We start from the raw sequence: 26412 nt of genomic DNA, 5'->3' as shown, positions 1-26412 counted from the left end.
CCGACCGCCCCGTATCCGGGCGCTGACGGACGTCAGGACGGATGCGGTCGCCGCTGCGGCGAAGCTGCCGGGGGCGGGAGAGATCTCCCTTCCCCTCTCCCCTGGCTGCCCGAGCCCGTCGATGGGACTTTCAGCCCGAACATCAGGGACCGGTGGCCCTGCCCGGTGCCCGTGCCGAGACCGCACCCTTTTCTTCACGGACCTCTCGGAAAAAGGGCCCTGCATGGGACCGGTCGCAGACCGGCCACCCACCCCATGGATCTCATCGTGAGTCGGTAAATCGTGAGTCGGTAAGGAGAAGAAACGGTGGACAACGTGCGAAGGCTGACACTGATGCTGCTGCTGGGCGGTGTCGGCGTCAGCATGCTGACAGCCGGCACCGTCATGACGGTCCGCGGCATGCGCGGCAAGCAGGAGATCCGCGACGAGCTCATCCGCCAGAAGATCACCTTTCCGGCCAAGGGCCTGCCCGCCGAGTACGACCGCTACGCCGGACGGCGGGTGGAGAACGGCGCCCACGCCCGGGTCTTCTCCGAAATGATCGGCGGCAACGTGCGCAAGGCCACCGCGGGACGCAGCTACTCGGAGATCAGCGCTGACCTGCACGCCGCCGGCGGCCAGGACGAGAAACTCACCGCGCTGCGCCAGACCGCGTTCATGGGGGAGACGCTGCGCGCCTCCCTGATGAGTGCCTACCAGGCCTGGCAGGTCACCTCCCTGGCCATCGGCCTGGGCGCGGTGCTCATGGGCGCCGGCGCCGCGTTCGTCGTGGTCGGCACCGTCCTGTCCTCGGCGCAGTAGCGATCCGCCTCAGGGCGGCATCCATCGACTCCCGGGCTCTCTTGTGGCGAGGTCCGCGAGCAGTCATGGCCGGCGCGGAGAACCGCAACGGGCGGCGCAGCACGGCCCGGCGGGTCACCCGCCTGGACACTGCGCGGTGATGATGAGCAGCCTGAGCCGATCCCGCCCGATTCTCCATCGGCGGCAGTTCGCGGACCAGCATCACCGACGTCCTGCCCGCCGACCACACCGCCGCCGACGTCGTCGGCCACCTGCCCGGCACCGGCCGGGACGAAGGGACCACCCTGTGAAGCGACCCGCCGAACCGCAGTCCTGCCCGGGCGGACCGGGTGGGCGGACGGCCCGCCCGGTCCGGCACGTCCACCGCGACGTCGCCGCCGCCCCTTTCATCGTCATCTGGGAGGCGACCCGCGCCTGCCCCCTGGCCTGCCTGCACTGCCGGGCCGAGGCCAGGCCCGAGCGCGACCCCGCCGAGCTGTCCACCGCCGAGGCCGTGGACCTGATGCGGCAGATCGCCGCGTTCGGCCGCCCCGCCCCGCTGTTCGTCATCACCGGCGGCGACCCCTTCGAACGCCCCGACCTGTACGACCTGGTCGAGCGCGCCCGCGAGATCGGCCTGTCCCCGTCGGTCTCCCCGTCGGCCACCCCCGCCCTCACCCCCGTCGCCCTCACCCGCCTGCGCGACGCCGGCGCCTCGGTCATCTCCCTCAGCCTTGACGGGGCCACCGCCGGACGCCACGACGGCTTCCGCGGCTTCGACGGCGTCTTCACCCGGACCCTGCGCTCCTGGCAGGCCGCCCTCGACGCCGGCCTCAAAGTGCAGATCAACACCACCGTCACCAAGACCAACCTGATGGACCTGCCCGACATCGCCCGCCTGGTCCGCGACCGGGGAGCGCTGCTGTGGAGCCTGTTCCTGCTCATCCCCACCGGCCGGGGCCGCAGCCTGACCTCGCTGACCGCCGCCGAGACCGAGGACGTCCTCAACTTCGCCCACGACATCGGAGCCGCCGTCCCCGTCAAAGCCACCGAGGCCCACCACTTTCGCCGCATCGCCATCCAGCGGCACATCCTGCGGGCCCGCGGCGCCGACCACGTGCAGGCCCTCGGGCTCGGACCGGTCTACCGCGCCCTGCACCGACGCGCCGTACGCGCCGGTCTCGTCCGCGCCACCCGCACCCGCCGCCCCCCGATCGACGTCAGCGCCGGCCGCGGCCTGGTGTTCGTCTCTCACACCGGAGAGGTCTCCCCGTCGGGATTCCTGCCGCTGCCGGCCGGAAACGTCCGCGACCGTCCGCTGACGGAGATCTACCGGACCTCGCCGGTCCTCACCTCACTGCGCGACCCCGGCCTGCTGACCGGACGCTGCGGGGCCTGCGAGTTCCGCGCCGTGTGCGGCGGATCCCGCTCCCGGGCCTACGCCACCAGCGGCGACGTCCTGGCCGAGGAACCGTGGTGCTCGTATGTGCCCGGCGACTTCCCCTACCAGGACGACCTGGGGAAGTACCTCGGCGCAGCCGTTGGAGCGCCATGACCGGGACATGACAGCGGGCCGCCACCCCGTCCGATCGGAGGCGGCGGCCCGCTGCGGCCGGGCACGGACGGCGGGGTCAGCCGCCGACGATCCGGCGGCCGGAGACCTGCTCGGCCGCGATGACGATGAAATGGTCCCGCTCACCCGGCGCCCACGGCGTCAGCGGCAGCCCCGCCAGCCGGGCCGCCTCCTGCGGGTCGTCCACCGCCCGCGCATGCCCCACCACGGTCACCGACCAGCCGGTCCGGCCCTGCGGGTCGAAGTCGTCGGCTTCGAAGGCCACGATGGTCCGGCGGGTCGCGGCGGCCAGTTTGGAGCCGACCGTGGTACGGATGACGATGTCAGTGCCGTCCAGCACGAAGTTGACCGGCTGCACCGCCGGCAGGGCGCGGTCGGTGAAGACGATCCTCCCGATCGGCGCCGTCGCCAACAGAGCCATGCACTCCTGGGGGAAGACAACCTGCAGACCGGCGGAGTCAAGTTTCATGCCTTCCAGGATCGCTGATCGTCTACGTGCGGGGCAGGGACGAAAGTCCTCTCCTGCCGGCGCCGATGTCCCTTCCGTTCCCTTCCATCCGGCTGTCAGGTGTCATCACCGTCGCGCCCGGCCGGTGAGGATCGGGCCGGGCACGACGGGGTGTCGTCCACCTGCCTGGTCCGGTGAGAGAACGACGAAGGACTTTGGTCCCTATGACGGTGGTCTTTGAGCCTGCTCTGTGCCGGACCGGCGGGGCCTAGCGTGAGTGAAGCCCCTACATGACAATCAGTGGAGAGATCCCGGGCCGTGGCCGCAGAACCGATGATGACGCGCTCCTGTGGGCACTTTCCTGGGCGCCGCCCGTTTCCCGAGGGTGGTCCGGCCGCGGTGCCCGCCGCCCGCCTCGCGCTCGCCCGGCTCCCGTTGCTGGCCGGTGCCGCCGCCCTGCTCGCCGGCCTGTACGGGGGCGTCGCGCTGCTGATCGCCGAGGTGCCCGTGCCGGCGGCGTTCGCCGAGCAGCACGGGCCGCTGATGGCGCTCGGCTTTCTGGGCACGCTGATCTGCCTGGAGCGGGCGGTCGCGCTGCGCAGCCGCTGGGGGTACGCCGCCCCGGCACTGTCAGCGCTGGGCGCCGTGGCGCTGGCGGCCGGGGCCGAGCAGACGGGCCGGCTGGCGCTGACCGCCGGCGGCGGCTGGCTGGTCGGGATCTATCTGGCGTTGCTGGGCCGGCGCCTCAGCCGCGAGACGCTCATGCAGCTGGCCGGGGCACTGGCCTGGTACGCGGCCGGGCTGCTCTGGCTGGGCGGGCGGCCGGTGCCGGAGCTGGTGGTGTGGTTCGCCGCGTTCCACGTGCTGACCATCGCCGGGGAGCGGCTGGAGCTGGCCCACGTGGCGTTCCTGCGGCGGGGGGCGTCGGACGGGCTGATGGCGGCCGCCGTGGTGCTCGGCGCCGGGATGGTCTGCTCGGTGTGGGCGCCAGGTGCGGGGGCGCGGGTCGCCGGGGTGGGGATGGCGGCGGTGGCGGCCTGGCTGGCCTGGCACGACGTCGCCCGCCGTACCGTCCGCGGGCACGGCCTGCCCCGGTATGCGGCCGTGTGCCTGCTGGCCGGATACGGCTGGCTCGCGGCGGCCGGGGTCCTGTGGGCGGCCACCGGCTTGGCGGCCGGGTCCTACCTGTACGACGCGGCGCTGCACGCCCTGTTCTTGGGATTCGTCATGTCGATGGTGTTCGGGCACGCCCCGATAATCCTGCCGGCCGTGCTGCGGATGAGCCTGCCGTACCGGCCGATGCTGTATGTGCCGCTGGCGCTGCTGCACACAGCCGTGGCGGTCCGCTCCGCCGGGGATCTGGCCGCCGCCGACGCGGTGCGCACCGCCGGTGGGCTGCTCGCCGAGATTGCTCTGCTCGTGTTCGCCGGGTGCGCCGCCACGCTGGTGCGGCTGGCGCGCCGGGCATCGATGGGAAGGTGACCCGAGGTGACATCGGTCGAGGTGCATATCGAGAAGGGGCCGCCGGGCAGGCCACTCCCCGGTCCGGTGCGCCGCCGCGCCCCCTGGCACCTGCGGGCCAACGCGCTCGTGGTGGTCTGGCTGGGATTGACGGTCGCGACCGCGCTGGCCGGTGAGGGGCTGCCGGCGCCGCGCTGGCTGCTGATCCATGTTTTCCTGCTGGGTGCGGTCAGCACCGCGATCCTGATCTGGAGCGAGCACTTCGCCGTCGCGCTGCTGCGCGCCCGCACCCCGGATCCGCGCTGGAGCCTGGCCCGGCTCGCCCTGCTCAACGCCGCGACGGCGGCCGTGCTGTACGGCATGGCGGCCGGTCCCGCGGCGGTGGCGGTGGCCGGGGCGGGGGTGATCGTGGCCGTCGTGCTCTGGCATGCCGCCGCGCTGGTACGGCTGGCGCGGCGGGCGCTGCCCGGCCGGTTCGGCCACGTCATCGCCTGGTACGTGTGCGCGGCCGGGGCGCTGGCGACCGGTGGCACCCTCGGTGGCCTGCTGGCCGCCCATGTCGGCCACGGAGCCACGAACGAGCGGTTGCACGCCGCGCACGCCCAGGTGAACCTGCTCGGCTGGGTCGGCCTGACCGTGCTCGGCACGTTGTTCACGCTCTGGCCGACCGTGCTCCGTACCCGCATGCCGGAGCGCACCCGCAGGGCCTCCCTGACCGGGCTGCGACTGGCCGCGCCCGGGCTGGCGCTGCTGACCGGCGGCCTGCTGGCGGATCTGCGCTGGGTGGCGACGGCCGGGCTGGCGGCGTACGCGGCCGGTGCGCTGGCCGCGCTGCTGCCGCTGGCCGAGGCGGTACGCACGCGCCGCCCGCACACCGGGGCGGCCTGGATGCTGGCCGCCGGCGTCGTCTGGTTCGAGATCGCGCTCGTCGCCGACGCGGTGATCGTGGCCACCCGCCCGGCGGGCGAGGTGGCCGCCGCGCTGGAGCCGCTGCTGCCGCTGGTGCTGGCCGGGTCCGTCGGCCAGGTGCTGCTGGGCTCACTGCTGCACCTGCTACCGGCGGTGCTGGGCGGAGGCCCGGCCCGGTTCAAGGAGAACATGGCGCTGCTGGAGCGCGGCTGGACGGTCCGCCTGGCCGCGCTCAACGCCGGCGTGCCGCTGCTGGCGCTACCGGTGCCGCGGCCGTTGGCCCTGCTGGGCTGGGCCCTGGTGCTGGCATCGGCCGCAGCGTTCGTCGTGCTGGCCGTGGCCGCCCTGGTGCGGGCCTGGACGGCCGAGCACCCTGAACGCCGGGCGCTCGCCTCGCCCGCGCTGGCCGGGGTGATGGCCGGGTGCCTGCTGACGGCCGCCGCGGTCGTCGTCTCCGTCACCGGAGGCTCCGGCCCCGCCACCACCGTTGCCGCCACCGGCACCCGGACGGTCGAGGTGACGCTGTCGGGCATGCGGATCCGGCCTGCGGTGATCGAGGCCGCGCCGGGCACCGTGCTGACGCTGCGCGTCACCAACACCGACGCCCAACGGCACGACCTGCGACTGGCCACCGGGGAACGCACCCCGCTGCTGGGAGCAGGCGAGAGCGCGACGCTGACGCTCGCCCCGCTCGGCGAGGCGGTCGACGGCTGGTGCACCGTGGCCGGGCACCGGGCGGCGGGCATGACGATGCGCATCGTGCCCACCGGCGCGCTCGCCCGGTCCGGCACCGGCACCGGCACCGGTACCGGTACCGGGCACGGCGCGCACGGTCCGGCCGGACAGACGACATCCCCCGACGGGAACGGCGGCCCGGCGACCGGCACCGGGCAGACCGGCCTGGACCTGGCCGCGCCCATGTCGCCGGGGTGGAAGCCGTACGACGCGGTGTTGGCGCCCGCGCCCGGCGGTGCCGAGCACAAGGTGGAGATCCGGGTGGACGACAGCGCGGTACTGGAGGTCGCGCCCGGCGTGCGGCAGCGAATGTGGACGTTCAACGGGACCGTGCCCGGGCCGGTGCTGCGCGGCACGGTGGGCGATGTGTTCACGGTGACGTTCGTCAACAGCGGCACAATGGGGCACGGCATCGACTTTCACGCCGGGGCGAACGCACCTGACCGGGTGATGCGCACGATCCAGCCGGGTGAGCGGCTGACCTACCGGTTCCGCGCCGAGCACGCGGGGGCGTGGCTGTACCACTGCTCGACGATGCCGATGACGCAGCACATCGCGGCCGGCATGTACGGGGCGGTGGTCATCGATCCGCCGGACCTGTCGCGGGTGGATCGGGAGTTCCTGCTGGTCCAGGGCGAGCTGTACCTGGGTGAGCCGGGCAGCGACGCACAGGTCGCCAAGATCCGCGAGGGCCGTCCGGACGGGTGGATGTTCAACGGCACCGCCGCCGGTTACGATCATGCGCCGCTGAAGGCGAAGGCGGGTGAGCGGGTGCGGATCTGGGCGGTGGCCGCCGGACCGAGCTCGGGTACGGCGCTGCACGTGGTGGGGGCGCCGTTCGACACCGTCTACAAGGAGGGCGCCTACCTGCTGCGTGAGGGCGATGCGGGGGGTGCGCAGGTGCTGGACCTGGCGCCGGCGCAGGGCGGGTTCGCCGAGCTGGTCTTCCCCGAGCCGGGCAGGTATCCGGTGGTGGACCACACGATGCGTCAGGCCGAGGGCGGGGCGCACGGCCTGTTCGAGGTGGACGCGCGGTGAGGTCGGAGGACGGTCGCTGCCGATGGATGTGGGTTGTGCGATGACGTGGTGGTCGGTGGTGCGGTTTTTGCACGTGTTGTCGGCGGCGCTATGGGTCGGCGGACAGCTAACGGTCTCGCTGGTGGTGTTGCCGCTGGCGCGGCAGCTGCTGGACGGTGAGCGGCGTGAGCGGGTGATGCGGGCGGTGGGACGGCGGTTCGGGATGTTCACCGGGGCGGTGTTCCTTCCCGTGCAGTTGGGCAGCGGGGTGGCCATCGCCTGGCACAAGGGGGTCACGTGGGCGTCGCTGGCCGAGCCGGGTTACGGGCGGATCCTGACGGCGAAGCTGGCGTTGTTCTGCGCGGTCATGGTCGCGGCGGGTCTGCACGGGTGGGCCACCGGCGCGGGACGTCCCGGCTTCGCGCGGGCGACGGCGCTGGCGGCGCTGGTCGGGTCGGTCGGCGTGGTGCTGCTGGCCACCGCGCTACCGGCCACCTGAATCGGGCACTCTGCCCCGGGTGTCGCTGTTCCGGCTGCACGCGCTCGGCGCGCTGCTGCTGCGCTCCCCTGTCCTTGTTCAAAGTCTGGTCTCAGCATCCGACACGGCGCCAGAGCCGGAACCGCGGTCATTGACACGTGGTCCGGCTGGTGTGGGAGGGTTGAGCGCTATGACCAACGCTGCCACCCCTCCCTGCCGCTGTCATCGGATCGTGTCGGCCGGTGCCGCGCAAGGCGCGGGACGCCGACCGCGGAGAGCTCGCTGAGGTGTTCACAGCCGACGACCACGCGCGCGGACCGGCCGGCCGCCTGGACTTCACCGCAGCCGGCACCTTCTGGACGCACGACTTCTGGACGCACGGCGCGCGGCCGGAAGATGCCGTCGCCGCCCTGAGCGCGTTCCGGCTTTGAGGGCGGACAAGCGCGCCGCGCGGGCCGCCCGGTCGATCGACGTGACCCGGCTTCCCGAGGACGTCTCGGCGCTCATCGACGCTCTCGAGCCCGGGGAGGAACTGGCCATCACGCGGGGCGGCGAGTCGATCGCGGTGATCTCCAGCACCCTTCGCGTGCTCCACGGCGCCGTCGTCGATCCCGGCGCTCCGGAGGAGACCGAGGAACAACCTCCGATCGACTACGACAGCGTGACGGTCGTCGCCACCGCGATGAAGCTGTCGACGTCGGCCCGGGTCTCGCTGTCCACCCAGCTCGGCCCGGACTACGTCGTGCTCGACATGCACGCCGCTCCCAGGACAGCCGACGTACTGCTGACGCCGCCGATCAGCCCCCAGTTGATCGCAGGTCTCCGGTCGACGTTCCCGAAAGCCCGTGTCATCATCACTGAGATCGAGGACAACGAGCTCGGAGTCAACTACTCCGGCCCGGTCCGGCGCCTGCTCGACGCCGGCGCGGAGGCGTATCTGCCGCCGGCGACCATCCCCCGTCTGGCGAGGCAGCTTGACTACACCCTCACCCAGCTGCACCAGATCACCGACGACGCCACCGCACCGCTGGAGATCGAACCCGCCACGAGACCAGCAGGTGACAGTCGAGACGCGGTGTGAGCGGATCACGAGCGTGGATCCCGCGTTCCTTGGATCCACGGGACACGCCTTGGGCGGAGACGGAAGTGGTGCCGGCCCGAAACTTGACCTTTGGTGTGCCAATGTGTCGTGCATGACATCAAGAAGAAGGAAATCCGCCGCCCCGGGCGGATCCAATAGGCGGGAGCGGCCCTGGTACAGGCAGCCGGCGTTTATGAGCGGTCTCGCAATCGCCGTTGTGACAGGCTGTTTCGCGGTGGTTTCTGCATATATTCAGACAAGGGGAGGTGGCGACGGGCACACACCTGAACCGGATGCCCCCAGAGTGGCCCGATTGACATTCAGCGAGATAAGCGTCAAGGACGCCGATCCACGTCCGGCGAAGAAGCTCAGCGGGAGCGGTTCGGTGGAGAACCTCGGCCCCGGGGGAATCTTCCTGATGGCCGGCGAATCGGCGGAGAACATGACGCGTGTGTCTCAGCCGGCCACGGTGTACGGAGGAAAATGGAAGGTGGAGTGGCGCCTCTCGCACCCGCCGGAGCCGCTCGTCATGAGAGCCGTGCTGATGTATCCGGCGTTCAACACATGCGTGGACTCCCGGTGCCCGACACCAAGCCTCGGCGAGTTGCGGGAGCGGCTTGTCAGGAAAGGGCTGAGTGCGGAGGAGGCCGCCATTGTCACCACTCCCCCGGGAGAAGGAAATTCATCCGGAACGGCGACTCTCGGACCTGGCGGGAATGGCGATCTGGAGAGCCCAGATCCCAAGACCTCGACTTCCGAGACCGTGATACCCCTGACTCCGACTCCGAGGACCGAATCTCCCGAGACCGTGACTCCCGAGACCTCGGCCCCGGAGATCGAGGTCCCCGAGACGTGACCGCCGGCCTCACGCAAGCGCCTGCGCCGCGACGCCGATCTCCGGCCCGGCCGGCGCCGCCCGGTCACGGGCTTCCGGCTCCGCCGGCCGGTGCGGCGATCCGACCGCGAGGCGACGGAGCGGAGCAGCCGTCCGTTGACGCTCGCGCGGGCCGCTCCCCGGTGCTCATCCCGCGGGGAAGGTCGGCCACACGCGCCCGTGGCCGACTACCACAGCGGGCCATCGTCACAGATCGGTGGCTATGATCTTCTCGATGTTCCGTTCGGCGAGCGCCGTGATGGTGACGAACGGGTTGACGCTGGTGTTGCCGGGGATCAGCGAGCCGTCGATGACGTACAGGCCGGGGTGGCCGGTGAGGCGGCCGTAGCCGTCGGTGGCCTTGTTCAGGACCGCGCCGCCGAGCGGGTGGTAGGTGAGGTGGTCGCCCCAGATCTTGTAGACGCCGAAGAGGTCGGTCCGGTAGATCGTCCCCTCCTTCGCGTTGATCTTGTCGAAGATCGTCTTGGCCATGTCGATGGACGGCTGCTTCCAGGAGGTCTGCCAGTCCAGGTCGACCTTGCCCGTCGCGGCGTTCCAGGAGAACCGGGCGCGGTTCGGATTCTTGGTGATCGACAGGTAGAACGAGGCGTAGGTCTCGATCCCGGTGGGCAGCGGCGCGACCTCGGCGAACGCGCCGCCGGCGGCCCAGTTGTCGATGCCGGAGCAGGGAATGGCCGACTGGAGCTTGCCGGTCGGGTCCCACAGGTGGTTGGCACGGCCGCACATGACGTTGCCGTTGTCGCCCCAGCCCTTGCCGACCTCGTCGTTCAGGTTGGGCAGCGCGCCGGTGGCCTTCAGCTTGACCAGCAGCTTGCTGGTGCCGACACTGCCGGCGGCGAAGAACACCCGGTCCGCGGTCACGGTCTTGGTGGCCGTGGTGTCGCCACTGGTGTTGATCTGGTCGATGACGACCGTGTAGCCGCCGCCGGCCGCCGGGGCGACCGAGGTGACCTTGTGCAGCGGCGAGATGGCGACCTTCCCGGTGGCCCTGGCCCGGGCGAGGTAGGTCTGCTGCAGTGATTTCTTGCCGTGGTTGTTGCCGTAGAGGATCTCCCCGGCCAGCGCCGACTTGGTGACGGTCCCGGCCGCCTCCCGCTCCATGTAGTCCCAGTCGTACACGTCGGGCACGAAGACGAACGGGAAGCCGGAACGCTGGGCGTGCTTACGGCCGACTCGGGCGTACTGGTAGCAGGCGGCGGAGTCGAACCAGGCCGGGTCGACGGTGCCGACCCCGAGCTCGGCGTTGGCGCGCGGGTAGTAGATGTCGTACATCTCGTCGGCGTTCACCGACGGGAGGACGGCGCCGAAGTTCTCGCGCCTGGGGGTGACCGCCATGCCTCCGTTGACCAGCGAACCGCCTCCGACACCGCGGCCCTGGTAGACCGTGATGCCGCCGAAGTCCTCGGCGTCCAGGATCCCGGTGTAGCGGGAGATGTTCCTGTCGATCGGGAAGCCGAGGAAGTAGTTGAGGGGCGCCTTGGTCCTGGTCCGCAGCCAGTAGGACCGGTGGTCCGGCTCCAGCGTGTTGCAGAAGATCTTGCCGTCGGGGCCGGGGGTGTCCCAGGCCATGCCCATCTCGATCATGTGCACGTCGACGCCCGCCTGGGCGAGACGCAGGGCGGCGACGGAGCCGCCGTATCCGGTGCCGATCACCAGGGCCGGGACGTGGGCCCCGGTGGCGATCGGAGCGGCCGCGGGGACGGTCTCCGCGCGGGCCGCGGGGGCGCGGCCCGTGAGGGCCACGACTCCCAGGATGGAGCCGGTTCCGGTGATGAACCCACGGCGTGAGACGCCGGTCGAGCCGGTAACGCCCGAGGTGTTGTCCCTCATGTCGCGTTCCTCACTCTCATTGAAATGAGAACGGGTCCTACATGTTGCTCACACGATCAGTCACCGCACACCCATGAGTGACTTTGTGTTCGGTCGCATGCCTGGCGCGCCGGGTCATGGCGCGTCTGTCCGCTTGGCGGAGGGCGATGGGCCGCCGGTCAGCATGCACACGGTGTCGAGGCCCAGCACGTGGTTGAGCCGGCCGAAGGTCAGCCAGGAACCGAGGCTCATGCTGAGCTCCACGATCTCGGACTGGCTGTAGTGCGCGGTCATCCGGGTCCAGAACTCGTCGTCGAGGCCGTGGTGATCCAGTGCGTACCGCTCGGCGTACTCGGCGGCCAGCCGGGTGCGGTCGTCGAAGGCGTCGGTGGTGCGCCAGTGGGTCACCGCGTCGGCGAAGTCCTCCTCGACCTTCCGCCCGTCCCGTTCGGTCCGCCAGTCGAGGCAGAAGACACACCCGTTGATCTGCGCGATCCGCAGCCGTGCGGCCTCGAACTCACGGAGTCCGAGGGTCGTGTGGGCGTACACCGACAGTGAGAACTTCGAGGCGGCGATCCCGATGCCGGGGACCATCTCACCCCACACGTACTCGATCGCGTCCTTTCCCTCGGGGATGTCGATGTTCATGGTTGCTTCCTTCCGAGCCTGCCGACTGCGGGGCGCAGCGGGACGTCGAGCGCGTCGTAGAGTCCGGGTCCGGCGTCCACGAGCCAGTCGATGGCGTTCACCAGCCGGCCGACCGCGGTGGCGTTCCCGCCCGCGGACCGGTTGCCGTCCTCGTCGGTGGCCTCGACCGTGACCTCGATGCGCGGGCGGCCCTCGATGATCACCCGGTGCGCCCCGTCCCCGTCGGGCGGCGCCGGCCAGTCCGGCGCGCAGGAGGGGTGGATGCGGGTGACGTGCTCGATGACGATGCGAGGTTCGCCCTCGACGATGCCCTGCACCTCGAAGCGGACCGCACCCTGGGTGCCGGCCTCGAACTCCCCCATCGTCCTGGTGCTCACCGTGGTGTCGAGCGGGCGCCGATCAAGGGTCTCGCGGATCTCGTCGAGTTCGACGCCGAGGGCCCTGGCCATCAGCCGCACCTGCCCGCCCCACACCATGGTCGGGACCGTCGGCGCGGTCATCGGCGGCTCGTAGTCCATCGGCTGGCCCATGCCGACCAGGTAGCGGACCGAGTCGGGCTGGTCGTAGGTGGAGTAGTCGAAGATCTCCTGGCAGCGGATCACCTCTACGGTGGTGCCGAGCCCGCTGATCAGCAGCGGCAGCACGTCGTTGCCCCAGCCGGGGTCGACGCCGGAGACGAACAGCGAGCCGCCGCCCTCCGCGATGGCGGCCAGCACCGGCTCCCGCAGCTCCGGCGGGGCGTTGCGCTGGTCGTAGAGCGCGTACATCGAGGGGGTGACGACCACGGCTCCGGCCCGGATCGCCCTGATGATGTCGGCGAGGGCCTCGTCGGGGCGGATGTCACCGGAGGCCGCGTACACCACCGCCTGGGGGCCGGCGGCCAGCACCGCGTCGATGTCGTCGGTCGCCGCGACCCCCAGATCGCGGCCCAGCCCGCCCAGGTCGCCCGCGTCGCGGCCGACCTTGTCGGGATTGTGGACGAGCACGGCCGCGAGTTTCAGCGCCGGATGGGCCTCGACGGCACGGATGGCCGCGCGGCCGACGTTGCCGGTGCCCCAGACAATCGTGGACCTCATGGCCGGAGCGTAGCAAGCGCTTGGTTCAGCGTATAGTACCGCCGCGATCCCGTACGGCCGCTCCCGAACCCCGGCCGGCTCTCACCCCCCGGACCCTGCCGGTCCTCACGCCCCCTCCCCCTCCACCGCGCGACGCGACGGATCCGCGGGCCAGTTCTCCAGCATGACGTGAAGGCCGTCGAGCGCCCGCTCCCAGGACCTCTGCACCTCGCGGGAGTGACGGAACCCTCCGTTGGCCTCCAGGGTGATGTAGCCGTGGAAGGCGCTGCGCAGCAGGCGGCCCGCGTCGGTCAGGTCCGGCTCGACCAGCTTGTACGCGCGCAGCATCGCATGGGTGAGCTCGACGGTGCGGACGTGGACGGGGGACGCGGCGAGGACCGCGGGGTCCAGCTGGACCGCCTGGGTCGCCGCGTAGCGGCCGGGGTGGGCCAGCGCGTACTCCCGGTAGGCGTTGGCGAACGCGACCATGGCCTCCTTCCCGGCCCGGCCCGCGACCCCCGCCGCGATACGGTCGGCGAGCTCGCCCGCGGCCAGCAGCGCGACCCGTTCCCGCAGATCCTGAAGATTCTTGACATGCGAGTACAGGCTCGGGTCCTTGACCCCGAAGATCCGCGCCAGCGCGGACACGGTGATGTTCTCGAACCCGACGGCGTCCGCCAGATCCGCGGCCGCCTCCGTCACCCGCTCCGCCGTCAGCCCCGCACGAGCCATCCGCCGACCTTCCCGCTTACCTAGACCCATTAACCAATTGCTTAACGTACGTAGGGAAGTGTAGCGTTCCGCGCCATGAAAGCAGTAAATGAGCAGGAGATCCGCGCGTCGTTCGCCAACTGCTCCAAAGGAGAGGCCAAGCGGCTGGCACTGCCCCGGGACCTCGCCGAGCAGCCCTGGGACGACCTGGACTTCCTGGGATGGCGCGACCCCGGCGCACCGGATCGCGGCTACCTCGTCACCGAGCGCGGCGGCGAGGTCGTCGGCGTGGCGCTACGCCTGTCCGCCCGCCAGCGCGGACATCTCCACCGCGGCATGTGCTCCCTGTGCCTGACCACGCATCCGGGCAGCGGCGTCTCACTGATGACCGCCCGGCGAGCGGGCCAGGCCGGCCGCGACAGCAACTCGGTCGGCGTGTACGTGTGCACCGACCTCGCCTGCCCGCTGTACGTGCGCGGCAAGAAGCTCCCGGACCTGGGAGGACGCCTCGAAGAGACCCTGACGGTGGAGGAGCAGATCGATCGCACCAGGGCCAAGCTGTCGGCCTTCCTGGACAAGGTCCTGGCGTGAACCGGGGCGCCCCGGACGGCCCCGGCCCCGACGGGTGCGCACAGGAACCTGCCGAAACCGCAGAACGGCACCATGAGAAAGAAGAGACACAGTGAAGCACAGCGGATGGGCCGACGAAGGGTTCGGAGCGGTCGCGGACGCATTCTCCCGGAACTTCGCCGAACACGGTGAACTCGGCGCCGCCGTCACCGTGTACGTCGACGGACGCAAGGTCGTGGACCTGTGGGGCGGGATCGCCGACGAGCGCAGCGGCCGGCCCTGGGAGGAGGACACGGTCGTGCCGGTCTTCTCCTGCGCCAAAGGCGTCGTCAGCGTCTGCGCCCACCTCCTGGCACAGGAAGGACGGCTGGACCTCGACGCTCCGGTGAGCCGGTACTGGCCGGAGTTCGCGCAGCGCGGCAAGGAGACGATCACACCACGCATGGTGCTCGGACACCGCGCCGGACTCCCCGTCCTGGACCGCACACCGAGCTTCGAGGAGATCGTCGAGTGGACACCGGTGGTCCGCGCCATCGAGGAACAGGAGCCACTGTGGGAGCCGGGCGCCGCCCACGAATACCATGGCCATGTCTTCGGCTTCCTCATCGGTGAGGTGATCCGGCGGATCACCGGGCTCACCCCGGGCGCGTACTTCCGCGGGGCCGTCGGCGACGGACTGGGACTGAGGACCTGGATCGGCCTGCCACAGGAGGAGACCGGACGGCTGGCCCGGCTCGTCGAGGCCGCGGGACGGCCCGCGATGCCCGGCCCCGAATCGCTGATCATGCGCACGGTGACGATGAACGGCGCCCTCGCCTTCCCCGGCCTGGAGGAACCGCACGGCTGGAACGACCCCGCGCTGCTCAGCGCCGAGTTCCCCGGGGCGGGCGCGGTCTCGTCGGCGGACGGCCTGGCCACGTTGTACGCCGCGGCCGCGACCGGGGTCAACGGCTCGGCGCGCCTGCTCACATCCGACACCCTCACCGACGCGGTGCGGGAACTGTCGGCCGGGGCCTCCTGGTCGGGCTTCCCGGACCTGGGCGCCCGATGGGGAGCGGGCTTCCTCCTCGACGCGCCCCGGTTCCGGCCCATGCTCGGCCGGCGCAGCTTCGGCAACGACGGCGCCGGCGGCCAGTTCGCCTTCGGCGACGACGAGTTCGGGGTGGGCTTCGGCTATGTCGCCAACCGGATGGTCGGCCATGGCGACGCACGTGCCAACCGGCTCATCACGGCGGTACGGGAGCACCTGACCGGCCGATGAGCCACCCGGGACGCTCGCGGACAGGCAGCGGACCCCTGCCCGGCATCAGCGGACGAGGGTACGGCCGACGCCGCCTCCGATGATCACGTCCCGGCCGGACCCACCGCCCGCCCAGCGGCAACCCACCGGACCGCTCGCCTCCACCCCTGCCACGGACGTGAAGGAGCGGCCCGGCCGGGTCATGGACGTGCCGCCGGAGAGCAGGCGCCCCGGACGAGATGGGACGGAACGGGACGGGACGGGACGGGACGGGACGGGACGGGACGGCCGAGAGAACCGCTCCGGTCAGCGGAAGTCCGCAACGTGATCACGGGCCCATTCGGCGTAGCTGCGCGGGGCACGCCCGATGACCTGCTTCACGCCCCGGCCGGCGCGGTCGAGCAGGTCGTCGCCGTCACCGGCGGCCGGGTCGAGCCCGTCGACGACCACTCCTGCCACCTGCGACTGCAGGTGGACGCCTTCGACTGGCCGGTGCTCATCCTCGCCGCGGTGGGCGCGGAATTCGACGTCGTCCACCCTCCCGACTTCCGCCACCACCTCCGCGACGTGGGCGAGCTCTTCCTACGCGCCGGCACCGCCTAGCAAGATTCACGGACCTCGGGTGTCTCCGCGCAGCCGTCCCGGATCCACATCCCGGGCCCCACCGGAGAGCACCCGCGACCGCCCTGGCTTCTTGTTGCGTCTGTGGTCTGGTTGTGGTCGTGGACTCTGATTTTTCATGCGGTGGCCACGCCTTTACAAAGTAGATTTATAGCGTTGAGAGGCCCCACGTCGGGAGCGGCCCCGCCCCTCGGACCCCGCCGCAGCCGCCCCCGCCCTGACAGCGCCGCGATCGGATCTCGTGCCGCCGGCCGGGGACGGCGGCTCCGCGGGTGGCGATGCCCCCGCTCCCCCACTGCGTTCTCGGTTATCGAGGGATGTCCGGCGTGATCTGCGCGCCGATCCCGTTGAGTACGCGATCCAGCCCGTGCTGGAAGCGCTCGGCGGGGGCGAGGTGCGCGGTCTCGGACTCCAGTACGGACCGGCTGAACAGAGGATAGGCGCCCGACTCGACGACCTGCCGCACGTATGGTCCGACATAGTCGCGTTTCCATCGTTCCGGGTCCAGGCCGGTACGGCGGGCCTCCTCCAGCCAACCGATCTCGCGGCGGATCGCGCTGTGGACGTAGTCGTTCACCATGCCGACGGAGCCGGTCATCTCGTCGATGTCGAGACCGAGCCCGTCGAGCGCGCCCAGGGCGAACTCGTGCACGCGCAGCAGGTTCGGGCCCAGGGTGGGGCGGCCGGCGAGGAGGGTGATCAGCCAAGGATGGCGCAGGCCGGAGGCTCGGGTCCGGTGGGCGAGGAGGGAGAGATCGGAGCGCCAGTCGCCGGACAGCTTCTCCGGGAGTTCGAGCTCGCCCATCACCGTGTCGATCATGAGGTCGAACAGGTCGTCACGGCTGGGCACGTAGCGGTAGAGGGACATGGCGCCGGTGCCCAGTTCGCCGCCGATGCGGCGCATGGTGGCGGCGTCGATCCCCTCGGCGTCGGCGACCCGGACGGCCGCCCGGGTGATCTGTGCGCGGCTGTAGCCGGGCCGCCGCCCGGGCCCCGAGCGCTCCCGGCGCTCCGGCCGCATCCAGATGCTGATCAGTTCCTCGTCGGGCATCCCTCTACCCCTCCCCTACTTGCGTACATGGTACTCGAATGAGTATGGTCCGATTTCAAGTACGAGGTACGCAATTAGGGGGACGGGGGCACCGATCCCTCCGTCTCGGCCTGACCGGGGTGACACACCGCACAGCAGGAAGGCACGATCGACATGACGACATTGACCGGCAAGACGGCGCTGGTGACCGGCGGCAGCCGAGGGATCGGCCGGGCCGTCGCGATCCGGCTCGCGCGGGAGGGCGCCCGGGTCGCGGTCCACTACGGCAACAACGAGACGGCGGCCAAGGAGACGGTCGCGGCCATCGAAACGGCAGGAGGGCAGGCCTTCGCCGTCCGGGCCGAGCTGGGCGTGCCGGCAGACGCCCAAGCGCTGTGGGCCGGCTTCGACGCCCACGCCGACGGCCTGGACATCCTGGTCAACAACGCGGGCATCCTCGGCGACCAGACCGAGATCGACGGCGTGACGCGGGAGGGCTTCGAGCGGCTGTTCGCGGTCAATACGACCGCTCCGTTCTTCATCACGCAGCTCGCCCTGCCGCGGCTGCGGGACGGCGGCCGGATCATCACCGTCGGCACGATGCTCACCCGGGGCGCGGCCATGCCCCGGGCGATCGACTACGCCATGTCCAAGGCGGCGCTCGACGTGCTCACCCAGGCGCTCGCCAAGCAGCTCGGGCCGCGCGGCATCACGGTCAACACCGTGGCCCCCGGGGTCATCGACACCGACATGCACCAGGGGCGTCTGGTCGGCGAGGCGCTGGCCTGGCTGTCGTCCCAAACGCCGCTCCACCGGCTGGGCACGCCGGAGGACGTCGCCGGCACAGTGGCGTTCCTGGCCTCGGACGACAGCCGCTACGTGACCGGGCACCGCCTGGACGTCTCAGGCGGAACAACCATGTGACCCCACCTACCCGAGGCGGACCGCACGCTGCGACCGTCCCGGCGATCCGGTGGCTCCGGGCCGCCGGGACGGCTCGGCACGGGGGCGGGTCAGGTGGCCAGGTCGGCCACCCGGGCGGCGACCGGGCCGAACAGGTCGCCGATCGTGGTCAAGGCGGCGGCGTGCAGGGTGTCCGCCGGGATCGGCGCGCCGTCCGGGCCCGTCAGCGGCCGGGTCGCGCACGCCTCGGCCACGACGGTGGGCCGGTAGCCGAGGTTGAACGCGCCCTGGGCGGTGAACTGGACGCACATGTGGGTCATGAAGCCCGCCAGCACCAGGTCCGGCCCGGCGTCCAGCCGGCGCAGCACCTCCAGCAGGTCGGTCTCGTGGAAGGAGTTCGGGAAACCCTTCACCACGACCGGCTCGCCGTTCCGGGGCGCGACGCGAGTCTCGATCCGCCCGATCTCGGCGCGGATGTCGTACGGGCCGCCTTCGCCGCCGTCGTTGACGACGTGCACCACCGGGGTCCCGGCGGAGCGGGCGCGCTCCAGCAGGCGGGCGGCGGCGTCCAGGGCACGGTCGGCGTCCGGCAGTGCCATGACGCCGACGCGGTAGGTGTTCTGGAAGTCGATCATGATCAGGGCGCTGGCGGACAGTGCCGGCAGTGTGCCGTCCAGGCCGATCACCTCGCGCAGGGTCGTCGAAACGGTCATCTTGTCCTCCTTGGAATCCGGAAAGCCGGGCATGGGGAATCTCCGGCCGGCCCGGGGCCGGGCCGGCCGGAGGGAGAGAAGAAAGGTCAGGCGGCGGTGCGGAAGCGCCGCCGGTAGGCGGCCGGGGTGGTGCCGAGCCGCCGCCGGAAGGCCCGGTGCAGCGTCTCCACCGACCCCAGGCCGCACGCGGCGGCGACCCGGTCGAGCGGCTCGTCAGTGCCCTCCAGCAACCTCCGCGCCGCCTCCACCCGGGCCGCCTCGACGTAGGCGGCCGGGGTGGCGCCGGTCTCTTTGCGGAAGACCCGGGTGAAGTGCCGCTCGCTCAGGCATATCCGCTCGGCGAGCGCCGCCGCCGACAGGTCGGCGGTGAGGTCCGTGGTGATCCACACCCGCAGTTCGTCGATGTCGCGGCGCTCGGCCGGGGCCTGCCACAGCGGGACGCTGAACTGGCTCTGCCCGCCCTGCCGCTTGAGGTACATCACCAACTGCCGGGCGACCGCCAGGGCGAGCCGTTCGCCGTGGTCCTCGGCGACCAGAGCGAGCGCGAGATCCATGCACGCGCTGATGCCCGCGCCCGTCCACACCTTCCCCGACCGGACGTAGATCGGGTCGGGGTCCACGATGACGTCGGGGTGGTCGGCGGCCAGCCGGTCGGCGGTGGCCCAGTGCGTGGTCGCCGTCCGGCCCGCCAGCAGCCCCGCGGCGGCCAGCAGGTGCGCGCCGACGCACACCGAGGCGACCCGGTGGGCGTGCCGGGCGGTGCCGGCGATCCAGTCGACCAGATCCGGATCGATCACCGGCACGCCGCCGCCGTCCACCGCGCCGGGCACCAGGAGGGTGTCCACCCGGCCGCCGACCTGGTCGAAGGTCAGGTCGGCGGCGAGCCGGACCCCGGCGCTGGTGCGCACCTGGCCGCCGTCCGGCCCGGACCTCAGACCGGTGACATCGAGCCGCCGGATACCCCATGATCAACGAGACCGCCCCGACTCCGGCGAGGCGGGACACCCAGCGGGATGTCGAGGTTTCCGACCGCGCCGTCCGGGCACCGCGCGAGCAACCGCACCACCACCCCGGGCCGGCGTCCCTCCGGGACGCCACGCGGCCCGCAGGCGGCCCACCCTCGCATATTAACTCTCTGGAGTTGTCATACTACGGAGAGTAATATACGGTTGTGGTCGTGATCGTACCGAAGCGGCCGGTTGTTCAGCACGGAGGCACTGTCCTCGCGCTGTGCCTGGCCGTGCTCGGCAGCGTCGTGGTGCTGCATCTGGCGTTGCATGTGCTCGCCCACGGCCATGCGGTGCACCATTCTGCGCCAGACGCGCAGCAGTCGGCCACCGGTATCGCCATCGAGCGCCCGACCGTGGCCGACGCGGCCGCACCGCACGACCACATGCCGTCCCCCTGCGCCCCCACGGGGCACGATCACAGCCTGTGCGGCGCGGCGGCGGGGGCACCGATCACCGACGCGCGCCCTCTCCTGCCGTCGGGGCCCGCCATCGGCCATCTGGTGATCCAGCCGGAATCCACGGCATCGCCACCGGTGCCGCTCTGGCGCCGCGAGCAGCCGGTCCGCCCGCCGTCCGGGGCGGCCCTGCTGATCCTCAAATCCGTCTCCCGCATATAGGCCGTCCCGCGGGCACGCCCGCCGGCGACCCAGCGCCCCGTATGACCGGCGTGAGCCGTCGCTCAAGCGTGCCCAGAAGCGAGTCAACCAGATCGCATTCCTAGGGGACGAGTCATGACATATACGCTTAAATCACCACATACTGCTAATTCATCCACGCCGTCGCCGCTCAGCCGATTGATCACCGGTAACACCTGCCACGCCCCCGAGCACGTGGTCGGCAACACACCGGTGCTGTGGATCCCGGAGATCGCCGCGGGATCCGGGCACGGCTTCTGGGCGAAGCTGGAGGGCGGCAACCCGGGAGGGATCAAGGACCGCTCCGCGCTCTACATCGTCGAACGGGCGCGCGAACGCGGGCAACTGCGGCCGGGTGCGCACATCATCGAGTCCACCAGCGGGACCTTCGGTCTGGGCCTGGCGCTGGCCGGCATCGTCCACGGCCACCCGGTCACGCTGGTGAGCGACCCGGGCATGGAGCCGCTGATGTGCCGCCTGCTGGCGGCCTACGGGGCGCGCGTCGTCGTCGTCACCGAGCCGCACCCGGTGGGCGGCTGGCAGCAGGCCCGCCGTCAGCGCGTGCAGGAGCTGCTGGCCGAGTACCCCGGCTCCTACTGCCCGGACCAGTACAACAACCCCGACAACGTCGCCGCCTACGCCGGGCTGGCCATGGAGCTGGCCGGCCAGCTGGGCCGGATCGACGTCCTGGTCTGCGCGGTGGGCACCGGCGGCCACAGCGCGGGCGTCTTCTCCGCGCTGCGGCGCTTCTACCCCGACCTGCGCCTGGTCGGCGTCGACACGATCGGCTCGACCATCTTCGGCCAGCCCGCGCGCCCCCGGCTCATGCGGGGCCTGGGCAGCAGCATCTACCCGCGCAACGTGGCCTACGAGGCCTTCAGCGAGGTGCACTGGGTCGCACCCGCCGAAGCGGTCTGGGCCTGCCGGCGCCTGGCCGCGCTGCGTTACGCCACCGGCGGCTGGAGCGTTGGCGCGGTGGCCCTGGTGGCCTCCTGGCTGGCCCGGACCCTCCCTGGCCACACCCGGATAGCGGCGATCTTCCCCGACGGCCCGCACCGCTACTTCGACACCGTCTTCAACGACGACTACTGCCGCGCCCACGCCCTTGCCTGGGCACCGGCGGCCGGCCCTGACGAGATCGGCCACCCCGCCGAGCGAGAGCCGGCACGCTGGACGCGCTGCGCGACGGTGCTCGATCCCACCGGCACCGGCGGACAGGCGCCCACCGCGCGAGGAGCCCAGCGGTGAAGAGCACGCTCGCCCTGGCCCGCTCCTTCGACCGGCCGGTGAAGCTGCTGCTGGTCAACCAGCTGACCATCAACACCGGTTTCTACATGCTGATGCCGTATCTGGCCGGTCACCTGTCCGGGACGCTGGCGCTGCCGGCGGCGCTGGTCGGCCTGATCCTGGGCGTCCGCAACCTCAGCCAGCAGGGCATGTTCCTCCTCGGCGGCACCCTGGCCGACCGGCTCGGCTGCAAGCCCCTGATCGTCGCCGGGTGCGGGCTGCGCACCGTCGCCTTCGCGCTGCTGGCGGTGGCCGACTCCCTGCCCGCCCTGCTGATCGCCTCAGGCCTGACCGGTCTGGCCGGCGCGCTGTTCAACCCCGCCGTGCGCGCCTACCTCGCCCGCGAGGCCGGCTCCCGCAAGGTCGAGGCGTTCGCCGCGTTCAACGCCTTCTACCAGCTCGGCATCCTGATCGGGCCGCTGATCGGCCTGCTGCTCAACGTCGCGGGGTTCAAGCTCGTCTGCCTGAGCGCGAGCGTGATGTTCGCCGTCCTGACGGTCGCCCAGGTTCGGGCCCTGCCCGCGCGAGCGGCACCGGGAGCGCAGGAAGGGGAGCCGGAGAAGCGCGGTGTCCTGCTCGACTGGCGCCAGGTGATCGGCAACCGGCCCTTCCTGCTGTTCTCCCTGGCCATGATCGGCTCCTACGTGCTGAACTTCCAGGTATATCTGAGCCTGCCGCTGGAGGTGCGCCGGGTCAGTGGCGGTGAGCTCGGCATCACGCTCATCTTCGTGATCTCCGCGGTGACGACCATCGCCGGGCAGGCACGCCTGACAGCATGGGCGAAGACGCGGTGGCGGCCCCCGCAGGCCATCACCTGGGGCCTGGGTCTGATGGGGCTGTCGTTCGTCCCGCCGGCCGTGGCCGCACCATGGGCCGGCACGGCCGGTGGGTCTGACGGCGCCGCCCAGGCTCTGGTGCTGCTACCGGTCCTGATGACGGCGGTGCTGCTCAGCCTGGCCACGATGATCGTCTACCCGTTCGAGATGGCGACCATCGCCGCCTTCGGCGGCCAGCGCATGGTCGGCACCTATTACGGCCTCTACAGCACCCTGGCCGGGATCGGCGTCGCCGCGGGCAACCTGCTCACCGGGTGGGCGCTGGATCTCGGCACGCACGCCGGCCTGCCCAGCCTGCCCTGGCTGGCGCTGGGGTTGATCGGCCTCGGCTGCGCCGCGGCCACCCGCGCCCTGGACCGGTCGGGACACCTGACGGCCTCAGCCGAGACCGCGACCGTACCCACGTAGGCGCCCGTACGGGGTGCCGGACGCCTGCCCGTCCGGCACCCCGTGACGGCCCCGGCGACGGCCGTTCAGGCGCCCGTCCGCCGCGCGAGGTCGCCTACCGCGGCCGCCAGCAGGTCAACCTCGTCACGCGAGGTGAACAGCGCCGGTGTCACCCGCACGCAGTCGCCGCGGGCGGGCCCGCCACGACGCACCGTGAAGATCCGATACCGCTCCATCAGCTCCGTGGTGATGGCGACGTTGTCGGCCTCCGAGGTACGGCCGGTGATCCGGAACGCGGTGATGGTGCCGTACATGGCGGGCTCCTCGGGGGTGAGGATCTCCACGTTCGGGACGTCGAGCACCTGATGCACCCAGCGGTCCCGCAGGAAGCGCAGCCGCGCCTGCTTGACCGCGCCGCCCAGGGCCTCGTGGAAGTCCAGGGCGGTGCCCACCGTCAGGACGGGGGCCACGTCCATGGTGCCGGCGTGCACCCTCGAGCGGATGTCGCCGCCCGGGTAGGTCTCATCGCAGAAGGCCGGGTCGATGTCGGCCAGCCGGCCCTCGCGGACGTAGAGGAACCCCGCGCCCAGCGGCACTCCCATCCACTTGTGCAGGGAGAACACCGCGAAGTCCGCCCCCAGGTCACCCATGGTGAAGTCCAGGTGCCCCCAGGAATGGGCCGCGTCCACGATCACATCGGCGCCGCGCTCACGGGCCATCGCGACGATCTCCCGTACCGGGGTCACCAGCCCGGTGCGGTTGTTCATGTGGCTGAGCAGCAGCAGCCTGACCCGCGGGTGCTCGCGCAGCGCCGCGGCGTAGGCGTCCAGCACCGCCTGGCGGGTCGCCGGCTCCGGGATCACCAGCCGCTCCACCCGCGCCCCCCGCCGGTCGCGCAGCCAGTTCATCGCGTACTGCCCGCTGTGATAGTCCAGATCGGCGTACATCACCGCGTCCCCCGGCCGCAGCCGCCGGTAGCCGGCGATCAGCAGCTGCAGGGCCTCGGTGCCGCCCCGCGTCAGGGCGATCTCCTCGGCGCGCACGCCCAGGACCGCGGCGAGGCGCTGCCTGGCCTGCTCGGCCTGCGCCTTGTAGGCGGTGCGCAGCAGGTGCGAGTTGCGCTCGTTGAGGTGGTCGGTGTTGCGGTGGTAGGCGCGGCGCACCGGCTCGGGCATGATCCCGTAGTAGCCGTTCTCCAGGTTGACGAAGTCAGCGCTGACCCGGTACTGCCGTGCCACCGAACGCCAGAAATCCTCGTCCCGGGCGAGCCGTTCAGGTGCGACACCGGCCGGGACGGCGGGCGGCTCGCCGGCCGGAGCCGGTGGCGGCGCGACCGCCCGGGGAACGGCGAAGGGCGTGACCAGCGCGCCCAGCCCAGCGACCATCTCACGCCTGGACAAGCTCATCCAACCACCCCGCACCGATCGGTCGAAACCCGCCACGCGGCGGCCCCACCTGCGCCGACGACGGAGTTCCAGTGTGCAGCCGACCTCCTCGCTTCGGTGAGCACCCGCGCCGCACGGGCGTGGCGCGGGCAGAAACGGCGTCCTGCCGGAGTCGGCGGGAATCGATCCGCTCGGGCTCGGGACCCGGCCAAAGGTTGATGCCCTTTACATTGTAGATTAATAATCTGACCCATCCGGCCGTATCCATTGGAATCGCGCCGGTCGTCCTGCCTCGTACACCGGCACGGGGACGGCACCTGCGGGGTCACGGCAGGCGGACGGTGCGGGTGATCTCCGCGGCGCCGCCCAGCCGGACCAGCGGGCCGGACCGGCTGGGCCGGGTGGTGGCGGTGATCGTGGAGGGGGTGCGGAGGGAGTCGCCCATGTCGACGGTGAGGTCGGTGACGCCCTGACCTGCCAGGTGCGCAGCGAGGCAGGCGGTGCTGTTGGCGTTGGCGATGTCCTCGGCGACCCCGATCGACGGGGCGAACATGCGGGCCGCGGCCCGGCCGGTGGGTGTCGGAGTGGAGTAGACGTAACAGCCCAGGAGACCGAGCCGGTCGCAGGCCGCGCGGAGCCGTACGAGATCCGGGACCAGCGCGGCCAGAGCGGAGCGCGTGGCGACGGGGACCAGCAGCCGCGGCCGCCCCAGCGCGGCGACGCGGGCGCCGGGGGCGAGCACGTCGGAGGTGACACCGAGCGCGCGCAGGACGAGGTCGCACTCGATCGCGGTGGGCTCGCGCAGGCTGACGGGCCCGGCGTCGAAGCCGGCGTTGACCCGGTCGCCCTCCCGCACGGCCCAGCCGGCGAAGACGCGCCCCGCCGTGTGGAGGGTCGCCCGGTAGTCCTCGACCCCGGCGCGCTCGGCGAGGAAGGCCAGGGCGGCGAGGGTCCCGTGACCGCACGCGGGCAGCTCCCCCTCGGCGGTGAAGAAGCGCAGGGAGACCGCGGGATCCTCAGCTCGGCCGTGGTGGGCGCGGACGAAGACCGCGTGAGAGGTCCCCGTCAGGACCGGTACGCGGCGGCACCGGCCGTCGGTCAAGGGCGCTTCCTCCATGACCGCGGTGGGGCTGCCGCCTCCGCCGTCGCGCAGGCACGCGTGGACGACAGTGACGGGCGGGCCGGACCCGCCCGTCAACGGTCCCCTCCGTGAGATGCCGGGAAGGGAGTGCCCCAGGACTCCTCCCGCAGGAGGAGTCCGTTCGCCAGGTGGCTGATGGTCCGGTACCAGCCGGTCAGCACGAGGAATTCGAGCAGCTGCGCGTCCTCGTAATGGACACGCAGGGCGTCCCAGGCGGGCTGCGACAGCCGCGCGGTCTCGTGCAGCTCGTCGACCGCGCCGAGCAGTGCCGCGTGGTGCGGCGGCCACGCGGCGTCGATGCCCGCGACGGCGGTCGCGCGCAGTTGCTCCGGGCTGAGCCCGGCCTGCCGGGCGAGGGTCGCGGCGTGCACACCCCACTCGTAGCCGCAGCCGGCGCGGGCGGTCACCCGGGCGATGACGATCTCCCGGTCGGTGGCCGGCAGGAGCCCGTGGCCCAGCAGCCCGGCCCCGAGCGCGAACATCCGCGAGGCCAGCTCCGGATTGCGGTGCAGCACCCGGAACAGCGTGAGCGGCTCGTACGGCACGCCGGGCGGCATCCAGCGGCGCAGCGCCTGCTCGACGGAGGGGGGATAGGGCGGGTTGAGCGGTTCGATGCGCGGCATTCGATCTCCTGCTTCGATTTTCGAACCACTATGCTGCTTCGACAAGCGGAGCGCAAGGAGGCGACATGGAAGCCGGAGCACCTCGGCCGGGCACGCCGGTACGGGGATCGGAGTCGGGCCGCCCGGTCATGGCCGTCCTCGATCTGCTCGGGCGGCGCTGGACCATGCGCATCCTGTGGGAGCTGAGCCAGGCCCCGGCCGGCTTCCGCGAGCTGCAGCGCCGATGCGAGCGCATGTCCTCCAGCGTGCTCAGCACCCGGCTCGACGAGCTGACGGGCTCCCGGCTGGTCGCCTCGCACGACGACGGCTACCGCCTCACCCGGCTCGGCGAGGACCTCGTCGAGGCGCTCGGGCCGCTGAACGCCTGGAGCCGGCGGTGGGCCGGGGAGATGGGCAGCGGCACCGCGGAGCGATGACCGCGTCGAGCCCGG

The 26412-nt window shown here is 71.8% G+C and carries 27 protein-coding genes; 16 read left to right on the top strand and 11 right to left on the bottom strand.

Annotated features, from left to right (window positions below):
- The first annotated feature begins 306 nt into the window (after positions 1-306).
- On the top strand, positions 307-801 hold the full coding sequence (locus tag J2S55_RS37210) for a hypothetical protein (protein ID WP_306870832.1): 495 nt from the start codon (positions 307-309) through the stop codon (positions 799-801).
- Between the two features lie 286 nt (positions 802-1087).
- A complete protein-coding gene (locus J2S55_RS37205) occupies positions 1088-2335 on the top strand; it encodes a TIGR04053 family radical SAM/SPASM domain-containing protein (RefSeq protein ID WP_306870829.1) in 1248 nt (415 codons plus the stop codon).
- Between the two features lie 76 nt (positions 2336-2411).
- Here J2S55_RS37205 and J2S55_RS37200 read toward each other — a convergent pair whose 3' ends face one another.
- A complete protein-coding gene (locus J2S55_RS37200; protein ID WP_306870827.1) occupies positions 2412-2822 on the bottom strand; it encodes a pyridoxamine 5'-phosphate oxidase family protein in 411 nt (136 codons plus the stop codon).
- Positions 2823-3200: 378 nt separating this feature from the next.
- Here J2S55_RS37200 and J2S55_RS37195 point away from each other — a divergent pair, with 378 nt between their 5' ends.
- The 6 genes from J2S55_RS37195 to J2S55_RS37170 all read left to right on the top strand — a co-directional run bounded on the left by J2S55_RS37195 (position 3201) and on the right by J2S55_RS37170 (position 9338).
- Positions 3201-4283, top strand: coding sequence for a DUF8744 domain-containing protein (locus tag J2S55_RS37195; protein WP_306870824.1), 1083 nt, complete (start codon positions 3201-3203; stop codon positions 4281-4283).
- A gap of 6 nt (positions 4284-4289) precedes the next feature.
- On the top strand, positions 4290-6944 hold the full coding sequence (locus J2S55_RS37190) for a multicopper oxidase domain-containing protein (protein WP_306870821.1): 2655 nt from the start codon (positions 4290-4292) through the stop codon (positions 6942-6944).
- A gap of 40 nt (positions 6945-6984) precedes the next feature.
- Positions 6985-7422 (top strand): hypothetical protein, encoded by a 438-nt coding sequence (locus J2S55_RS37185; protein ID WP_306870818.1) that lies wholly within the window; start codon positions 6985-6987, stop codon positions 7420-7422.
- A 221-nt stretch (positions 7423-7643) separates the two neighbouring features.
- On the top strand, positions 7644-7832 hold the full coding sequence (locus J2S55_RS37180; protein WP_306870816.1) for a hypothetical protein: 189 nt from the start codon (positions 7644-7646) through the stop codon (positions 7830-7832).
- Positions 7829-8482: a hypothetical protein gene (locus J2S55_RS37175; RefSeq protein ID WP_306870814.1), complete on the top strand. Its 654-nt coding sequence runs from the start codon at positions 7829-7831 to the stop codon at positions 8480-8482. Before J2S55_RS37180 ends, J2S55_RS37175 begins: the two co-directional genes overlap by 4 nt.
- Before the next feature lie 313 nt (positions 8483-8795).
- Positions 8796-9338, top strand: a complete 543-nt coding sequence (locus J2S55_RS37170) for a hypothetical protein (protein WP_306870811.1) — start codon at positions 8796-8798, stop codon at positions 9336-9338.
- A gap of 225 nt (positions 9339-9563) precedes the next feature.
- Here the strand turns inward: J2S55_RS37170 and J2S55_RS37165 are convergent, their stop codons facing one another.
- From J2S55_RS37165 to J2S55_RS37150, 4 genes are all read right to left on the bottom strand, one after another.
- Entirely contained in the window at positions 9564-11207 is a 1644-nt protein-coding gene (locus J2S55_RS37165; protein ID WP_306870809.1) for a GMC oxidoreductase, read from the bottom strand.
- Positions 11208-11321: 114 nt separating this feature from the next.
- Complete coding sequence (locus J2S55_RS37160; RefSeq protein WP_306870807.1) at positions 11322-11834, bottom strand: carboxymuconolactone decarboxylase family protein; 513 nt, start codon at positions 11832-11834, stop codon at positions 11322-11324.
- Positions 11831-12910: an NAD(P)H-dependent amine dehydrogenase family protein gene (locus J2S55_RS37155; RefSeq protein ID WP_306870804.1), complete on the bottom strand. Its 1080-nt coding sequence runs from the start codon at positions 12908-12910 to the stop codon at positions 11831-11833. The genes J2S55_RS37160 and J2S55_RS37155 overlap by 4 nt, the downstream gene beginning before the upstream one ends.
- A gap of 105 nt (positions 12911-13015) precedes the next feature.
- The gene (locus tag J2S55_RS37150; RefSeq protein WP_306870801.1) at positions 13016-13621 is read right to left on the bottom strand and encodes a TetR/AcrR family transcriptional regulator; all 606 of its coding nucleotides are present in this window, start codon (positions 13619-13621) and stop codon (positions 13016-13018) included.
- Positions 13622-13696: 75 nt separating this feature from the next.
- Here J2S55_RS37150 and J2S55_RS37145 point away from each other — a divergent pair, with 75 nt between their 5' ends.
- The 3 genes from J2S55_RS37145 (at position 13697) to J2S55_RS37135 (ending at position 16013) form a co-directional block, all read left to right on the top strand.
- On the top strand, positions 13697-14191 hold the full coding sequence (locus J2S55_RS37145; RefSeq protein WP_306870798.1) for an FBP domain-containing protein: 495 nt from the start codon (positions 13697-13699) through the stop codon (positions 14189-14191).
- A gap of 91 nt (positions 14192-14282) precedes the next feature.
- Complete coding sequence (locus J2S55_RS37140; RefSeq protein WP_306870797.1) at positions 14283-15431, top strand: serine hydrolase domain-containing protein; 1149 nt, start codon at positions 14283-14285, stop codon at positions 15429-15431.
- Positions 15432-15734: 303 nt separating this feature from the next.
- The gene (locus J2S55_RS37135) at positions 15735-16013 is read left to right on the top strand and encodes a WCX domain-containing protein (protein WP_306870795.1); all 279 of its coding nucleotides are present in this window, start codon (positions 15735-15737) and stop codon (positions 16011-16013) included.
- Positions 16014-16338: 325 nt separating this feature from the next.
- Here J2S55_RS37135 and J2S55_RS37130 read toward each other — a convergent pair whose 3' ends face one another.
- A complete protein-coding gene (locus J2S55_RS37130; protein ID WP_306870792.1) occupies positions 16339-17082 on the bottom strand; it encodes a TetR/AcrR family transcriptional regulator in 744 nt (247 codons plus the stop codon).
- 153 nt (positions 17083-17235) lie between these two features.
- Here J2S55_RS37130 and J2S55_RS37125 point away from each other — a divergent pair, with 153 nt between their 5' ends.
- Positions 17236-17985 (top strand): SDR family NAD(P)-dependent oxidoreductase, encoded by a 750-nt coding sequence (locus J2S55_RS37125; RefSeq protein ID WP_306870789.1) that lies wholly within the window; start codon positions 17236-17238, stop codon positions 17983-17985.
- 89 nt (positions 17986-18074) lie between these two features.
- On the opposite strand, the gene J2S55_RS37120 is transcribed toward J2S55_RS37125, so the two are convergent.
- Complete coding sequence (locus tag J2S55_RS37120; RefSeq protein ID WP_306870786.1) at positions 18075-18677, bottom strand: isochorismatase family protein; 603 nt, start codon at positions 18675-18677, stop codon at positions 18075-18077.
- A gap of 86 nt (positions 18678-18763) precedes the next feature.
- Positions 18764-19612 carry a GlxA family transcriptional regulator gene (locus J2S55_RS37115; protein WP_306875718.1) on the bottom strand — a complete coding sequence of 283 codons (849 nt, stop codon included), beginning with the start codon at positions 19610-19612 and terminating at the stop codon, positions 18764-18766.
- A gap of 242 nt (positions 19613-19854) precedes the next feature.
- On the opposite strand from J2S55_RS37115, the gene J2S55_RS37110 reads away from it, so the two are divergent.
- The 3 genes from J2S55_RS37110 (at position 19855) to J2S55_RS37100 (ending at position 22853) form a co-directional block, all read left to right on the top strand.
- The gene (locus J2S55_RS37110; RefSeq protein ID WP_306870784.1) at positions 19855-20304 is read left to right on the top strand and encodes a hypothetical protein; all 450 of its coding nucleotides are present in this window, start codon (positions 19855-19857) and stop codon (positions 20302-20304) included.
- 177 nt (positions 20305-20481) lie between these two features.
- Positions 20482-21570 carry a PLP-dependent cysteine synthase family protein gene (locus J2S55_RS37105; protein WP_306870781.1) on the top strand — a complete coding sequence of 363 codons (1089 nt, stop codon included), beginning with the start codon at positions 20482-20484 and terminating at the stop codon, positions 21568-21570.
- Positions 21567-22853, top strand: coding sequence for an MFS transporter (locus J2S55_RS37100; RefSeq protein WP_306870778.1), 1287 nt, complete (start codon positions 21567-21569; stop codon positions 22851-22853). Before J2S55_RS37105 ends, J2S55_RS37100 begins: the two co-directional genes overlap by 4 nt.
- A 65-nt stretch (positions 22854-22918) precedes the next feature.
- Here the strand turns inward: J2S55_RS37100 and J2S55_RS37095 are convergent, their stop codons facing one another.
- The 3 genes from J2S55_RS37095 to J2S55_RS37085 all read right to left on the bottom strand — a co-directional run bounded on the left by J2S55_RS37095 (position 22919) and on the right by J2S55_RS37085 (position 25981).
- Positions 22919-24238 (bottom strand): aminotransferase class V-fold PLP-dependent enzyme, encoded by a 1320-nt coding sequence (locus J2S55_RS37095; RefSeq protein WP_306870776.1) that lies wholly within the window; start codon positions 24236-24238, stop codon positions 22919-22921.
- 304 nt (positions 24239-24542) lie between these two features.
- Positions 24543-25415: a PhzF family phenazine biosynthesis protein gene (locus J2S55_RS37090; protein ID WP_306870774.1), complete on the bottom strand. Its 873-nt coding sequence runs from the start codon at positions 25413-25415 to the stop codon at positions 24543-24545.
- Entirely contained in the window at positions 25412-25981 is a 570-nt protein-coding gene (locus J2S55_RS37085; protein ID WP_306870771.1) for a carboxymuconolactone decarboxylase family protein, read from the bottom strand. The genes J2S55_RS37090 and J2S55_RS37085 overlap by 4 nt, the downstream gene beginning before the upstream one ends.
- 65 nt (positions 25982-26046) lie before the next feature.
- On the opposite strand from J2S55_RS37085, the gene J2S55_RS37080 reads away from it, so the two are divergent.
- Positions 26047-26397: a winged helix-turn-helix transcriptional regulator gene (locus J2S55_RS37080; RefSeq protein WP_306870768.1), complete on the top strand. Its 351-nt coding sequence runs from the start codon at positions 26047-26049 to the stop codon at positions 26395-26397.
- The last annotated feature ends 15 nt before the right edge of the window (positions 26398-26412 follow it).

It is taken from the genome of Streptosporangium brasiliense (genome assembly GCF_030811595.1).
In the GTDB taxonomy this organism is placed as follows: Bacteria; Actinomycetota; Actinomycetes; order Streptosporangiales; family Streptosporangiaceae; genus Streptosporangium; species Streptosporangium brasiliense.
The sequence above is the reverse complement of the archived record's forward strand: the minus strand, read 5'-3'. Positions and strand labels throughout refer to the sequence as shown.